The organism is Campylobacter massiliensis (assembly GCF_014253065.1).
GTDB lineage: Bacteria > Campylobacterota > Campylobacteria > Campylobacterales > Campylobacteraceae > Campylobacter_A > Campylobacter_A massiliensis.
Genome location: NZ_JACLZK010000002.1, coordinates 217,068 through 232,343, shown reverse-complemented (window position 1 = coordinate 232,343; position 15,276 = coordinate 217,068). Strand labels below are relative to the sequence as shown.

Sequence of the window (15,276 nt, the reverse complement as noted above, 5' to 3'; positions counted from 1 at the left end):
CGTTGAGCTTAACGCCATATAATCGCGCTTTGAAAAAATTTATCAAAAGGAAAAGCAATGAAAAAGATAATGATATTATCTTTGGCTACTTCTTGCGCGATCTTTGCCGCAAGCATAAACTTTAACGAACCCGCAGAGGATTTTACTAGAATAAATCCGGAATTTAACAAAAACGTCGTCCTGTCCTACAACAGCTCTATCGCAGACGCTAAAAAATCGGTCGTAAATATCTCCACTACAAAAACCGTTAGCAGCAACGTAGCAGATATGAACGATATGTTTAGCGATCCGTTTTTCAAGGACTTTTTCGGATTTCAGTTTAACATCCCTCAAGAAAAACAAAAAAGTAGCTCGCTAGGCTCCGGCGTCGTCATATCTAGCGACGGCTACATCGTGACGAACAACCATGTCGTAGAAGATAGCGACGAGATCGTCGTCACGCTACTAGATAGCGACAAAGAATACAAAGCCAAAATCATCGGCACCGATCCGAAAACCGACCTAGCCATCATAAAAATAGACGCCAAAGAGCTAAAAGCCATACCGTTTGCCGACTCGGCTAAACTAATGGAAGGCGATATCGTATTTGCCATCGGAAATCCTTTCGGCGTGGGCGGCAGTATCACCCAAGGTATAGTTTCAGGCCTAAATAAAGACAATATAGGTCTTAATCAATATGAAAATTTCATCCAAACCGACGCCTCGATAAATCCCGGCAACTCAGGCGGCGCACTAGTCGATAGCCGCGGCTATCTAGTCGGCATAAACTCAGCTATACTTAGCCGCAGCGGCGGAAACAACGGTATCGGCTTTGCCATCCCGTCAAATATGACTAAAGATATCGCCAAAAAACTCATCGAAGACGGCAAGATCGAGCGCGGATATATCGGCGTGATGATAGCAAATCTAAATGAAGAGCAAAAAGAGATCTATAAAAACAAAGAAGGAGCGCTCATTAGCAGCGTAGAAAGCGGCCTTCCTGCCGATGTCGCAGGGCTAAAACGAGGCGACCTCGTTATCAAAATCGACGATAAAGAGATCAAAAACGCAAATGACCTAAAAAATCTCATCGGCTCGCTAGCTCCAAACAAAGAGATCACGCTAACCTACGAACGCTCCGGCAAAATCGAAACTGCCAAGATAAAACTAGCTAACGCTAATGCAAAATCAAACGCCCCTACCGCAAAAAACGGCACAGCGATCGAGGGCCTTAGCGTCACGGCGATCGACGACAATGCAAGATACAAGTACCGCCTAGCTCCAGACGCAGCCGGTATCCTGGTAACCGACGTAAAGGCTGGCTCAAATGCCGAAAAAATCGGCTTTGAAAAAGGCGACATCATCATCCAGATCGCCGAAGAAAATATCAAAAACATGGATGACTTTAACAAAGCCTTAGCAAGCGCAAAAGGCAAAAAGACGCTCGTTTGGGTCAATCGCGGCGGACTTTTCCAAGGTCTTGTTATAAAATAATTTCTACCTTAAGGCGCGGGAAACTGCGCCTTTTCTTTTTAAATTTTTCCAAATTTCATCTTAAATTTGAATCGCCAAATTTGACGCTTTGCTATTTTAAATTTGAACCGGTTAAATTTCTAGTTTCGAATTTAACCAAGCTTAAAAAGCGTCCGTCTACAAGCTGTAAGCGTAGCGTAGCAAAAAGACGAGCCGCAGCCGCCATTAAAATTTTAGTCAAAACTCGCTATAATCCCCCAAAGGACATAAAATGATAAAAATTCTGATGATAGAAGACGATTTAGAGCTGGCTGAAATTTTGACCGAGTTTTTAGCAAAAAGCGATATGGATGTAAAGACTGCGGAGGAGCCGTATATCGGCCTTTCGACGTTAAATGTCGAGAAATTCGACCTCGTGATCTTAGATCTCACGCTGCCGGGACTTGACGGCCTAGAGGTATGCAAAGAGATCCGCAAGCGCCACGACGTACCCATCATCATCTCAAGCGCGCGCCACGATATCACGGACAAAGTAAACGCCCTAGATAACGGCGCGGACGACTATCTGCCAAAGCCCTACGACCCGCAGGAGCTGCTAGCTCGTATCAAAAGCCACCTGCGCCGCCAAAGCGCGGTAGCGGGCGCAAATTTAAGCGGCGCAAAGGAGCCTGCGCGCGAGAAAGATATTGCGGTAGACGACTTTAAACACGTCATCACGCTAAAAGGCGAGCCGTTAAATTTGACCGCGGCGGAGTACGACATCCTAAAATACATGCTCCAAAAAGAAGGCGGCGCGATCACTCGCGAGGAGTTTATCTACAACTGCGCGAGCATCAGCGAGGACTCGACGAACAAGAGCATCGACGTTATCATCGGGCGCATCAGAGGCAAGCTAGGCGACGATCCGAAAGAGCCAAAATACATCCACGCCATCCGCGGCATCGGCTACAAGCTAATGCAGTAAATTTTAAAGCCCGCAAATGAAACGCTCATCGGTTTTTTACACTATCACTTTTATCTTTGCGCTTGCGCTTACGAGCATATTTCTCGCGTTTTTGTGGTTGATGGACTACGACAAGCAAAACTACGCACGCGAGCTAAACGCCAAGTACTCTACGATCGCTAGAAATCAGCTCTTTTTGATGAGCGGTATCATAAACGAAAAAGAGTACGAGCGGCAAACGGGCGACTTTAAGATGCCTGAGATCACGAACGAGCGGCAAAAAGAGGAGATCCTGGCAAACGCTACGGTGCTTGAAGAGATATCCGCAGATATCGGCTCCAGCGCTATCATGATCTATCAAAATCACCACTACCTCAAAGTCCAACACGTGGATAAAGTGCTGCTTTTAAAGGATAACGACTACCAGCCATACCGCTACGACATCATCAAGATTATCTTTTCGTTAGTCGCGATCATACTTCTTTCCGCTTACGTTTTTGTTATCAGGAAGCTAAAACCGCTAAGAAAACTAAAGCGCCAGATAGCTAAATTTGCCGCGGGCGAGATCGATGAAGTACAAAACGTCAGCAGCGGTAATGACGAAATTTCCGAGGTTGCGGAGGCATTTTACGACGCGGTTTGTCAGATCAAAAATTTAAACGCGTCGCGCAAGCTGTTTTTAAGAAATATAATGCACGAACTAAAAACCCCGATCACCAAAGGCCGCCTCGCCGCCGAAATGATCGAAAAGAGCAAAAACCAAGAGCGACTCGTGTCGGTGTTTATAAAACTCGAAAATCTCATAAATGAATTTGCCGCCGTCGAGCAAGTCACCTCAAGCATCGCGCTAAATAACACTAAAATTTGCCGTATCGACGACGTCATCGACGAGGCTCTGGATATCGCGATGGTTGATCCCGGGCAGGTCACCATTAGCAAGCTAGAGGACGTGAACCTAAATGCGGACTTTAAGCTGCTAGCTATCGCCGCAAAAAACATGATCGATAATGCGCTAAAATACTCCCCAAACAAGCACGTAAATATAACTATCACGCGCGAGTCGATAAAATTTATAAACGAAGGCGAGCGGCTTTCAAAGGAGCTGCGCCACTATGTCGAGCCATTTACCAAGGGTGAAAGCGCGCAAAAGAGCTTCGGTCTGGGGCTCTACATCGTAGAAAACATAATCAAAGCCCATAGGCTAACTCTAAGCTACGAATACAAAAACGGGCTAAACGTATTTAGCTTTGAAAACCTGCAAAATATCGTGGCGTAAAAGTAAATTTGAGCGTTTTATAAAATTTGCGATGTGCGAGTAAATTTGAGCTGAAATTTGAAGCAAATCGCTTTTTACTTAAATTTTAAAATTCGGCATATCGTTGCGACTGACTAAACGCCAAATTTTGAGCCGTAAATTTGTCGCTTGTTTTAAATTTGCATATGGTTAAATTTAGCGCTCCTCGCTACTCATAATAAAAAGACTTTACGGGCGAAATTTAGCCCCGCCTTTTCGCACAGCGCATAAAAATCGACCTCGCCGCCGCGAGATTTAAACTCAAAATAGCACTCGTAAAGCTTTACTAAGTATTCAAATTCCAAATTTAGCCGCGCGCTTATCTCGTGCTTTTCTCTTACGTTGCGAGCTTCGCGGATTAGCCGCTCATAGCGTGCGCTCTCTATCAGACAAAGCGGTGCGCGCCCCAATCCAGCGTATCAAGTAGCATGCAAAAGTACAGCTCCACGGTTCGCGCGTCGCAGCGCTCATGACGGTATGCGCGGCGCAAAAGATCATTCTTATCAAGCTCTCCTAATCCATGCGCGCAGATCCGATACGCCCAGCGCAGATGCGGCATTTGGCCTGCAATGCAGCGATTTTTTAGATACTCGCCGACTAGCTCGCCAAGCCGAAACGGTAGCTCGCCGTTGCCGCGGTTTTTTATATTTTTTAGCTCGCTTTTGCTTTCGTCTAAAATTTCGCAGCAGAGTTCACCCAGCGCGTAGTCCCGCTCCGCCTCGCTAAACTCGCTTTTAAATTTACATACGGCGCCCTTTAGATACTCGTTTGCCCGCTTTTTTAGCCCTGTATCGTAGAGCCTTAAGTACTCGCAAAGCTCAAATTTTAGCCGCCTAAAAGCGTCCGTTTGCATTTAGCTCCTTTGCCTGCGTAAATTTTGCGCGTGAAAACCGCGACCTTGCCGCGCTCAAACGCAACCTGCCGTCCGGCTAGATACAGCTTAAAATGGAGCTTTAAAAAGTCCTCCCGCGGCTTTTGCGCATAGTTTGGATACTGCAAATACGCAGGTAGCAGATGGTCGCAACCAACCAAGTAGTACGCCTCGCCGAGCACCGATAGCTTCGCATCGAGTTTCGGTGAATCTATCATCCACTCGCCTCGTATACGGCGTCTGTAAGCTCGTGCTCATTCCCTCTAAAATCAAAACTTTCCTGCATGCGAGCGGATTTGATTTCGCCAAGCATCCTTAAAAGCTCGTCATCGCCGAGAAACTCGGCAAAAATTTTAAATTTCGAACGTACGCTAAGGCTAGACTCTTGAGCCTTTCATCATCAAAATTAGCCGTCTCGGGCAGGCAAAAGCACCAGGGCACCGCACCCTAATCAAACACCTCCCGCGTCTGCTGTACCGTGCCTGCATAGATCGGCATTATGGATGCTTGCAGCTCGGAGCAGTTTTGCAGCGGCGCAAACACCGCCCGCGCACCCACGCCGTCAGGCATAAAACACTGAAAAAGCCCGTAAAGCTTATCCTACAAATCGATCTCATCGCAATCTAAATCAATATCCAGTCCCGCCGCCTCGGCAATGCGACTAGTGTACTCGAAATTCGTCATTTTTCTGCCAAATTTGAATTAAATTTTAGGCATTATACCTTAATATAATTCATTTCAAAACGGCATTAAAATTTAGCTAAAGAGCAAGTCGTGGCGCTTGTCTGCAAAGCGCAAACGCCAGCTTGTCGCACTCTTAAATGAGTGCATGACGGCGTACGACACATAATAGTCGTCAAACCGTATAGATATGAAAAAACTTGTAAAAATAGGAGCATAAATTTAGCACAAGTGCCGACCGCAAGCGTAGCCGCCTCAATGTCGTGAGCAAATTTAACAGCCGTCACAGCAGGACAAAATACAAATAAATCTACAAGCGCGGCTTGCTTTCAGATGCTTTGTACGATATAAAATTTCGGGTTTGGCGGGCGAATCTAGTGCTGACGGAGGCGTTAAATTTAAGAAATTTACGCTTACGAGAATAAAATCAATAAAGAGAAATTGTGGAAAATTAGAAAGAAAATAAACTTAAAGCGGCGCGTTTATATGCAAAAAAAATTGCCCGCTTTAAGTAAAAATCAAAAATACATAAGAGTCAAACGCAATCCAAACGGCAAATTTAGCATATAAGCGTTTCGCTAAAATCCGATTTTACTCATTCCTGAGCGTTTCAAGCACGTTTATCTGAGCGGCTTTTTTGGCCGGATAAAACGACGAAAACGCCACGATGACGATAGCTCCGACTAAGATCATAGCAAGATCTAGCAAGGATAGCTCCATAGGAAGCTTTGCGCTGCCGTAGACGTCGGCCGGCAAATTTACGATATCAAAGCTGCCGAGCAACCACACTCCAAAGAGCCCGAGCACGAGCCCAAACACTATCCCGCCCCCGCCTATCGTAGCGCCGAGAGCAAAAAAGCTCTTTTTTATCTCGGCCTTGCTAGCGCCCAGCGAGAGTAGTAGCGCGATCTCTTGGCGGCGGTTCATGACGGTCATAAGTAGCGAGCTTACGATATTTAGCGAGGCGACTAGGATGATGAGCATCAAAACGATGAAAAGCGCGCGCTTTTCGAGCGCCAAGGCGGAGAAAAAGTTGCCGTTTTGCTGCCACCAGCCGATAGCTTTTTGCCCTAGACGTAGCTCGCGCGAGATCTTTTCGATATCGGCGAACGGATCGTTTGAAAACACGTGTATGCCGTCAAATTTACCCTCGTCGTACTCAAGTATCTTGCGCAGCGCCTCGACGCTCGTGTATAGATAACTTTTATCGTAGGCCACTAGCCCCGAGCTAAACGAGCTCACGACGTCAAAGCGCTTCATTTTGGGCGTCAGCGCGAAGCCGCTCGGGTCGTTTTTGGTAAAAATGAGCGTGAGTTTGTCGTTTTCGTTTATCATCATCTCATTTTTGACGCCTTGTCCGACGAGCAGGCCGTATCCGTCTAGCTCGCGGTCACCAAGACCGGCTGCCACGACCGAGTTTATCTGCTTTTCGTCGGGCGAATTTACGCCAAAAAGCAATCCGCCCTCGAAGCTGTTTGCCCCCTTTATGATAACTTGACTCATGATATACGGGCTAAATTTGAGGTTTGGAAACTTCTGTTTTAGCTCGCTAACGTCGCTCTCGTCGATGTTGCCGCGGATAGCGGAGAGGATCGTGATCGGGTAGTTCATAGTAAAAAGTTTGCGCTCAAACTCCTTGTCAAAGCCGTTCATGATCGCCATCGCAACGATGAGCACCATGAGCCCGACGCCCACACCTAGAAACGCTAGCAGCGCCGAAAGCATAATAAACGGCTGGGTTTTGTCAAACCGTAGATATTTGAAAAGTAGATATTTGGTTAGGCTCATTTGTTTTTCCGTTGTTTTAAATTTGGGCTTTGGCTTGCTCGCTATTTTTGCGTCGCTTGGTCTTATTTTAAATTTGCGCCGAGCGCGAGCTAAAATTCAAATTTGAATATCCGTGCAAATTTGACGTCAAATTTTAAAACCGCTTGCAAAGGCTAGGCGCATTAAATTTACGACTTCGCGCCGCTATAAAAACGGCGACGAATTTAAATGCTAAATTTAGCAAGCCGCCGCCAAAACGCCAAAGCTAAATTTTATCCCAATCCTCCGCAAAAGCTCCTTTTTTAGGGCCGCTCTTGCCGTGGCAGTCTTTGTACTTTTTACCGCTTCCGCACGGGCACGGGTCGTTTCTAGATACTTTTTTGCCGGGCTTTTCTTCACTCTCGGACGCGCTGGCGGCTTCGCTGTCTTGCGCTTCTTGCGGCGTAGACTCGGCAGGCTCGGAGAAGCTTAGGCGCACGGCCGTTAGCAGCTTGATGCTTTCAAATTTGATGCGGCTAACGAGCTCCATAAAGAGATTAAAGCTCTCTTTTTTATACTCGGTGAGCGGATCTTTTTGGTTGTAGCCGCGCAGTCCGATGCCGGTTTTTAGGATATCCATCTGATATAGATGCTCGCGCCAAGCAGTATCTAGCACTTGTAGGCAAAGCACCTTTTCTAGGTATTTGCGCTGACCCTCGCCTATTACGCCCATTTTTTCTTCATAGTCAGCCTCAAATTTAGCCGTTATCTTCTCGGCAAGCTCGGCGTAGTCGAGATCTTTTAGCTCGTCAGGCTGCATTAGCGCGCCGTTTGAGATTATCACGGAGCCTAGTTTTTCGAGGTTATACTCGCTCTTTGGCTCGCCTGCGTAAATTTCAGCCTGGGCTAGCAAGTGCTCGACAAACTCGGCGCGATTTTGTTTGATCTTTTCGCCGACTTCAAAATTCGGATCAAGTAGCTCGTTTCTAAATTTATATACGGTTTTTCGCTGCTCGTTTGCGACGTCGTCGTACTCAAGGATGTGCTTTCGCGCTTCAAAGTGCAGGCTCTCGACCTTTTTTTGCGCATTTTCGACGGCTCTAGTGACCATTTTAGAGTCGATGCTTTCGCCCTCTTCGATACCAAGGCGCGTCATTATCGCCTTTATGCGGTCACTACCGAATATTCGAAGTAGATTATCCTCAAGGCTTAGATAAAAGCGGCTCACCCCCGGATCGCCCTGACGTCCCGAGCGGCCTCGCAGCTGGTTGTCGATACGGCGGCTTTCGTGCCTTTCGGTACCGATGATGTATAGACCGCCTAGGTTTCGCACCTCGTCGTCGATGCGGATATCTACGCCGCGTCCGGCCATATTCGTCGCGATCGTAACCGCGCCACGAGCGCCGGCTTGAGCGATGATCTCGGCCTCTTTTTCGTGATTTTTAGCGTTTAGCACGGAGTGCGGGATCTTTTCTTTTACGAGTAAGCTATGCAACTTTTCGCTCTTTTCGATCGAGGCGGTACCCACGAGTACAGGCTGACCGCGGTCGTGAGCCTTTTTGATCTCGTCGATCACGGCTTTAAATTTCTCGTTTTCCGTTTTATAGATGAGATCGTTGTTGTCTTTTCTGATTACCGGCACGTTTGTCGGGATCGAAACGACGTCAAGCTTGTAAATTTGCGAAAACTCGGTCGCCTCCGTCTGCGCCGTACCCGTCATGCCCGATAGTTTTTTGTAAAGCCTAAAGTAGTTTTGAAATGTAATATCGGCTAGAGTTTGGCTCTCCTCTTGGATCTTTACGCCCTCTTTAGCCTCGAGCGCTTGGTGCAAACCCTCGCTAAATCTTCGTCCTTCGCTAAGACGCCCCGTAAATTCGTCGACGATGACGACTTGGCCTTCGCGAACGACGTAGTGAACGTCTTTTTCAAAGAGATTGTGCGCTTTTAGAGCTTGGTCTAGGTGGTGACTCAAAATCGCGTTTTCCATGTCGTAGAGATTTGCCACGCCAAAGAGCTTTTCGGCCTTTGAGATGCCTTCTTCGGTGATAGCTATCGTGCGGTTTTTCTCATCGACGGTAAAGTCGCCCGTGGCCTTTTCTTGCGGAGTCGCAGGCGGTTCGCCGCGCTTCATCTGGCGCGCGACCTCGTTTGCTTTGATGTAGCCGTCTAGCGTGCGGTTTGTAGGACCAGAGATGATGAGCGGCGTTCTAGCCTCGTCGATGAGGATACTATCGACCTCGTCCACGATGACGAAGTTATGCTCTCTTTGCACCTTGTCTTTGAAATCCATTTTCATATTGTCGCGTAGGTAGTCAAAGCCGAATTCGTTATTCGTACCGTACGTGATATCGCTGTCGTATGCGGCCTTGCGCGCCGAGTCGTCGTATTCGCCGCCTAGTATCACGCCGACGCTAAGGCCTAGAAATTTATAAATTTCGCCCATTTGCGTCGCGTCGCGTTTGGCGAGGTAGTCGTTTACGGTCACGACGTGCACGCCCTTGCCGCTCATCGCGTTTAGCACGACGGGTAGGCTTGCTACGAGGGTTTTACCTTCGCCCGTTTTCATCTCGGCGATCTTGCCGTCGTTTAGTACCATGCCGCCGATTAGCTGAACGTCGAAATGGCGCATATTTAGCGTCCTTTTACCGACCTCGCGCACGATGGCGAACACGTCGTCCAGCAGCTCGTCCTGGCTCTTTTCGCCGTTTTGCACCTGCGCTTTAAATTCGTTAAATTTAGCCTTCAGTTCATCGTCGCTCATCGCTTGATACTTGCTCTCGAGCGAGTTTATGTAGGCGACTCGTTTGAAATATTTTTTTACTTCCCTGTCGTTTTTCGTGCCGAATACCTTCTGCATAAACGCCGTTATCATTTTTAGCCTTTTTAAATTTTGTTAAAGCTTGGATTTTAACATTTTATTATTTAAACTTAGCTAGAATTTCGCCCGATAAAGGAAAATATATGAAAAAAATTTTAGCATTTTTGCTCTTTTGCGCCTCGGCTTTCGCAGTTACGTTAAATTTCGTCACGCTTCAAAGCGACTTCGTGCAAACCATCACTAGCGAGAACGAAACGGTCGATTATTTCGGTAAATTTTACGCAAAAAGTAACAACCGTGCCTACTGGATCTACGAGCGTCCGACGCCTAAAAAAATCTACTTTGATAAAAATCGTGTCGTCGTGATCGAGGATGCGCTAGAGCAAGCGATCATCTCAAAATTTGAAAAGGCGCCGAATTTGATCGACGTCGTTAGAAACGCGGTTAAGATCACAGATACGCTTTATAAGGCCAAATACGACGGCGTGGAGTATCTAATCACCGTCAAAAACTACATCCCGACAAGGATCGACTACGAGGATAAGCTCGGCAACAAGATCAAAATCACGTTAAGCAATACGAAAAAGGATTTTAAGATAAGCGATGATTTGCTGACGCCGGTGATACCGTCGTATTATGATGTCATAAACCAATAAATTTTTAGATTTGCAGCTTGTCTCGCGAGTGCTTTTTACGGAGTTTGTAAAATTTTGGCTCGATGAACTACATGTTCTATCTTCGCCAAAATTTTACCGCACAACCCTAAAAATCATCTCGCGATACTTTGCCTTATCGTTTTACACTCAAAGTTTAAAAACTCAAATTTAATCAAATTTACAAATTTAGCCTCAAAATTTTATTCGCCAAGACCCGCATCTTGAAAATACAAATTTGACAAACAAAAATTAGTTTCTAAACCCCAGCGACGCTTTGCTCGTAGAGCAAAGCTATGTCGCCACCTTGAACGTGCAGTGGGGTTAGAGAGGGCTTGGGAGAGGAAGGGGCGACGCTTCGTAAGTAGAATCCCCTTCCTCTCCCGAAAGAAAAAAGAAAAAGCTTAAATTTTACAAATTTGACTTTAAATTTGAACGTAAAATGATAAGGCAAACTGTTTTTTGGTCAGACGAAGCAGCGGCGATCGAGGCGAGGGATCGGACTAGTCGTCCGTGACCGAAGCCGACTGAGTCGGTAACGAAGTATGGCGGAAAAAGACAAGCCCTCGTTATTAAATTTACCGCTCTCCGAAGTCTTTGCCAAAATCATCTATCTGATTTAAGTCCATCGGTTTTAGCTGATTTTTGTTTCCTCGCAATATATCCTCGACTTGCTCTTTTTGCGATCTTTTTGAGCCCGTAGTTTTGACGTTTTTTAGCGCTTCAAGCAGCTCTTCGATATTTGGTTCGCGCACGGTTTTTAGAGAGATGATGAGCACCTCGTCGATATCTACCGAGTGCTTTTTGGCGGTGTATTTAGCTAGCGTATCTTTAAATTTTTCCTTGCCGAGCGAGGTTAGCAGATCCTCGACGTAAAAGCTACCGATAACGACGTTTAGTGCGTCAAGCACGTATGCTTCGTTATCCGCGACGTCACGCCCCTCTAGACGTAGGCTCACGCTTACTTTTTTGATCGAGTTTTTGGCGTCTCTGGAGTATAGATCGGTTTCAAAATTATCGATATTTAACGTCTCGGCAAAGGCCATAACCGCGGCAAAAGCCAGCGCAAAAATCTTTTTCATACGTCTTCCTTAATGTTTTCAAATTTGTTTTCAAGATAGAATTTCTCGACCTCTTCGTCTATTTTAACGACGCTTTGCAAATACTCTCTAAACGGCCGACTTTTGCCGTAAAATATCTTCAGTTTTTTGGGATCTATCGCCCGCGATAGCGCGACGTAGAGCTGCCCGTTGGCAAAGATATGATTTAGGTCGCAAACTAAATTTTCGATGCTCATGCCTTGGGATTTATGGATCGTGATCGCGTAGGCTAGCTTTAGAGGAAACTGGGTTAAAGACGCCCTCGCGCGCTCTTCTAGATGCTCGCCCTCCATCACGAACTCGCTCATATCAAATCTCGCGCGCTCCACCTCTACGATCTCGCCGTTAGCTTTTTGCACGATGACGCTTTTTATCTCGCCGCCTTCTTTTAAAATTTGCATTATCTGTCCGCGCTCGCCGTTATAGTACTCGCCCCATTTATTTACGGTAAATATAACTTTCGCACCGATTTTTATGTTTAAAATTTCAGGCGCGTAGAGGTTTGCGATCCAGCGATCCAGCGCGTTTTCGTTTAAATTTTCATCGTAAATTTCCACTAGCGCCTCGGCTCTTTCAAGCTGCGCGGGTAGTTTAGAGAGCATCTTGTTATTTAGCTCATCCGCTTCGTAGTTACGCCCAAAAAGCACGCTCGTATCGTCATCTACCTGCACGCTTGGCACGAGTAAATTTTCGATATAGGCAAACACCTCTTCGCTAAGTCGTCCGACGCGAAGCATGGATAAAATATCGTAAAATTTCTTATCCTTCGTGCGTTTTGATACGACCAGTTCGATATTTTTAAACTCAAATTCATGCCACGAGCTAGAGTTAAAAGCGTAAAGAAATTTAAACAGCGAGTTGCCGTCATCGCCGTTTTTTCGCACGGGCGGCAGCTGATAAAAGTCGCCCACGAGCATCACGCGCCCGACGAATCGCGAGCTCATCAAGCGGTAATAAATCATATCCATCAGCCCCGCGCTGATCATAGAGATCTCGTCTATCACGATGAGATCGCATACGTCGAGCATCTTTTTTAGTTCGCCGAGCTTTCCGCGCTGTTTGCGGTCGTAGTCGCGTAGTTCCTCAAGGTTTGAGCAAATGCCGAATTTAAAAAAGCTATGTACGCTCACTCCGCCGACATTTACCGCCGCGATGCCGGTGCTACCGAGTACGACGACGTTTTTTAGCTCGCTTTTATAGTGCTTGATGACCGCTTGCGTGAGGTGGCTTTTGCCCACGCCGCCGCGCCCGGTGAGAAAAACGTTTGATTTTTTTAGTATATCTAACAGCTGGTTTAACACAAATTTCCCTATTTTTTGTAAAATTATAGCTTATTTTTAAGGAGCGAGATTGAAATTTGATAAATTTATACTTTCTACGGCGGTAGCTATAGCGATGCTAGGCGGCTGCGTATCGCCAAAAGATACCCGGGATGCGGTAAATTTACCGGGTCAAGGCGCTAACGCGGCGTCAGCATACGATATGCCCGAGGAGAGCGCGGACGAAAATTTAGGCCACATCAGCTATCTGGAATTTGACGTCGATCAAAATGCAAATGCGCTACCGATACTGCCTTTTGAGGCGCAGAGTAGCGGCGAAACGCTACTACAAAAACGCTTTAACGCGCTTGATCTAAAAGTGCCGACAATAGCTGCAAAAGACGCCTTTTGGGCGCTAGAGTACTATAAAAATACGTCAAAAAGGCAGTACTTTTTCTCAAATATGCGCAAAGTCCCAAACGAGTGGTTTGAAAAAGTGCGCAAAAACGCGAGCGTAGAGAGCTTCGGCAAGGTTTCTTTGCCTGCGGTAACGACGGCAAACGCGAGTCTGCGAAACCTGCCGACCGACGAGGCCGTACTCTACAATCCCGTACGCGCGGGCGAAGGGCTGCCGTTTGACTACGCTCAGCTCTCTTTCGTTTCGATCGGTTATCCGCTTTACGTTTCGCACTTTTCGGCCGACGGAGCGTGGGCGTTTGTGGGTAGCGATGCGGCCTGGGGCTGGATAAAATCGACCGAAATCAAAATTTTAAGCGCAGACGCCGTGCAGGAGCTAAAAAACTCTAAATTTTTAAGCATCGTCAAAGACGAAGAGCCCGTCTATGACAAAAACGGCAATTTTTTATTTTACGGACGCATAGGCGCGATTTTGCCCTTTCAAAGCGAGGATCAGTTTAAATTTTACGGCAAAATCCAAACCCAAAGCGGGCTAAAAAACTACGAGATCTCAAAACAAAGCGCAAGCCGCTTTCCTCTTAAATTTAGCGACGAAAACGTAAGGGCGCTGGCGTCATCGCTGCTCGGGCAAAGCTACGGCTGGGGCGGATTCGGCGGCAAGCGCGACTGCTCGCTGTTTTTGCAGGATTTCCTCGGTAGCTTTGGCGTGTGGCTACCGCGAAACTCAAAGGCGCAAGGTCAAATCGGCAAGGTCGTAAACCTAGCAAATTTAAGCGCGGAAGAAAAACTAAATGTCATCAAAACGCAAGCCGTGCCGTATAGAACGCTATTTCACATGAACGGGCACATCATGCTCTACGCGGGCCTACGCGAAAACGAACCGCTCGCCGTGCACGACGTCTGGGGTATCCGCACGAAAGATAACGGCAGAGCCATGATCGGCGGAGTGGCGATCACGACGCTAAAAATCGGCTCGGACGTAGCAGACATCGATCCAAAACGCTTGTTGGTCTCGCGGATAAATTCGATGAATACCTTTGAAGTGGCTAGCGGCGAGGAGGCGTCGCTCGCGAAAAAATCGGCAATCGAAAAAGCTTACGGCGTGAAAATAGTCGGCAACGAGGTGATTTTTACGGACGGCAGCAAGGTTATATTTGACGACGGCGAGGTAAAGGACACGGCGCATCTGCTAAATCTAGCCGACGTAGAGGATACTTTTGCGCAGCCTTATCCGCTATTTAAGCCTCTATCGCTACCTAACAATGACGCGGGCAGATACCGAAACTACGAGCTTTTGGATAAAATTTACGGCGCGAGCGAGGCGGAAGTGAAGGCAAATTTAACCGATGTCGTTTGGCTAAAAAATCACGGCGGCAAAACGCTTAAATTTAACTCCAAAAACAGCGCAGCAACCGCCTTGCAAGCCGTTTCAAACGAGCTTGACGCACTAGCCCTGCAAAAGCCCGAGTTGCTAAAATTTATCGATAACCCGTCAGGCACGTTTAACTGGCGCGTGATCGAGGGCACCAAGCGCAAGAGCGCGCACTCCTACGGCATCGCGATCGACATAAATACCGACAAGAGCGACTACTGGCGCTGGAGCAAGGACGGTAGCTACCGCAATCAAATCCCCGAGGAGATCGTGCGCGTATTTGAAAAGCACGGCTTCATCTGGGGCGGGCGCTGGGTGAGCTTTGATACGATGCACTTCGAGTATAGGCCGGAGTTTGGGCATCTAAGATAAATTTTACGGTGCTTTTAACGATAAATTTGGGCAAATTGGGCCCCAATTTATCGTTATTTTTTGGCTGGCAGCTAGGCGTCACTGTCCGTTAAAAATTTAAGCTCCGATCAAGAAGGCGCGAATAAATTTTGCTTTGCCGCTTTTTGGCGCAAAATTTAAGCCAAACAATATCAAAAATCTATCGCTTCGGTGGCAAATTTGAGCTAAATCGGGCTTAGACTTGCCGTCAAATTCGGCTAAATTTTTAGTAAAAGCTGGATTAAATTCGGCGGTTTGATTTTGGCGAGCGTGGCATTTT

13 protein-coding genes are annotated in these 15,276 nt (G+C 46.9%); 5 read left to right on the top strand and 8 right to left on the bottom strand.

The annotated features are described in order from the left end of the window. Window positions 1-57: 57 nt before the first annotated feature. The 3 genes from H7R39_RS07735 (at window position 58) to H7R39_RS07725 (ending at window position 3,671) form a co-directional block, all read left to right on the top strand. The gene (locus H7R39_RS07735; protein ID WP_185898705.1) at window positions 58-1,473 is read left to right on the top strand and encodes a Do family serine endopeptidase; all 1,416 of its coding nucleotides are present in this window, start codon (window positions 58-60) and stop codon (window positions 1,471-1,473) included. A gap of 250 nt (window positions 1,474-1,723) precedes the next feature. Then, window positions 1,724-2,416, top strand: a complete 693-nt coding sequence (locus tag H7R39_RS07730) for a response regulator transcription factor (RefSeq protein WP_185898704.1) — start codon at window positions 1,724-1,726, stop codon at window positions 2,414-2,416. Window positions 2,417-2,432: 16 nt separating this feature from the next. After that, a complete protein-coding gene (locus H7R39_RS07725; protein WP_185898703.1) occupies window positions 2,433-3,671 on the top strand; it encodes an ArsS family sensor histidine kinase in 1,239 nt (412 codons plus the stop codon). Window positions 3,672-3,862: 191 nt separating this feature from the next. On the opposite strand, the gene H7R39_RS11305 is transcribed toward H7R39_RS07725, so the two are convergent. The 6 genes from H7R39_RS11305 to secA all read right to left on the bottom strand — a co-directional run bounded on the left by H7R39_RS11305 (window position 3,863) and on the right by secA (window position 9,859). After that, a complete protein-coding gene (locus H7R39_RS11305; RefSeq protein WP_228724759.1) occupies window positions 3,863-4,099 on the bottom strand; it encodes a hypothetical protein in 237 nt (78 codons plus the stop codon). Then, on the bottom strand, window positions 4,075-4,542 hold the full coding sequence (locus H7R39_RS07720) for a hypothetical protein (RefSeq protein ID WP_228724758.1): 468 nt from the start codon (window positions 4,540-4,542) through the stop codon (window positions 4,075-4,077). The genes H7R39_RS11305 and H7R39_RS07720 overlap by 25 nt, the downstream gene beginning before the upstream one ends. Further along, entirely contained in the window at window positions 4,515-4,778 is a 264-nt protein-coding gene (locus H7R39_RS07715) for a sodium:solute symporter (RefSeq protein WP_185898702.1), read from the bottom strand. Before H7R39_RS07715 ends, H7R39_RS07720 begins: the two co-directional genes overlap by 28 nt. Window positions 4,779-5,007: 229 nt before the next feature. Then, window positions 5,008-5,130 (bottom strand): hypothetical protein, encoded by a 123-nt coding sequence (locus H7R39_RS11475; RefSeq protein ID WP_267455024.1) that lies wholly within the window; start codon window positions 5,128-5,130, stop codon window positions 5,008-5,010. 702 nt (window positions 5,131-5,832) lie between these two features. Beyond that, entirely contained in the window at window positions 5,833-7,029 is a 1,197-nt protein-coding gene (locus H7R39_RS07710) for an ABC transporter permease (RefSeq protein ID WP_185898701.1), read from the bottom strand. Between the two features lie 244 nt (window positions 7,030-7,273). Then, the gene (gene secA / locus H7R39_RS07705) at window positions 7,274-9,859 is read right to left on the bottom strand and encodes a preprotein translocase subunit SecA (RefSeq protein ID WP_185898700.1); all 2,586 of its coding nucleotides are present in this window, start codon (window positions 9,857-9,859) and stop codon (window positions 7,274-7,276) included. Between the two features lie 89 nt (window positions 9,860-9,948). On the opposite strand from secA, the gene lolA reads away from it, so the two are divergent. Further along, on the top strand, window positions 9,949-10,461 hold the full coding sequence (lolA, locus tag H7R39_RS07700) for a LolA-like outer membrane lipoprotein chaperone (protein ID WP_185898699.1): 513 nt from the start codon (window positions 9,949-9,951) through the stop codon (window positions 10,459-10,461). Between the two features lie 575 nt (window positions 10,462-11,036). On the opposite strand, the gene H7R39_RS07695 is transcribed toward lolA, so the two are convergent. Continuing rightward, window positions 11,037-11,540 carry a hypothetical protein gene (locus tag H7R39_RS07695; protein WP_185898698.1) on the bottom strand — a complete coding sequence of 168 codons (504 nt, stop codon included), beginning with the start codon at window positions 11,538-11,540 and terminating at the stop codon, window positions 11,037-11,039. Then, window positions 11,537-12,859, bottom strand: a complete 1,323-nt coding sequence (locus H7R39_RS07690) for an ATP-dependent DNA helicase (RefSeq protein WP_185898697.1) — start codon at window positions 12,857-12,859, stop codon at window positions 11,537-11,539. The genes H7R39_RS07695 and H7R39_RS07690 overlap by 4 nt, the downstream gene beginning before the upstream one ends. A 49-nt stretch (window positions 12,860-12,908) precedes the next feature. On the opposite strand from H7R39_RS07690, the gene H7R39_RS07685 reads away from it, so the two are divergent. After that, the gene (locus H7R39_RS07685) at window positions 12,909-14,978 is read left to right on the top strand and encodes a bifunctional C40 family peptidase/M15 family metallopeptidase (protein ID WP_185898696.1); all 2,070 of its coding nucleotides are present in this window, start codon (window positions 12,909-12,911) and stop codon (window positions 14,976-14,978) included. Window positions 14,979-15,276: the final 298 nt, after the last annotated feature.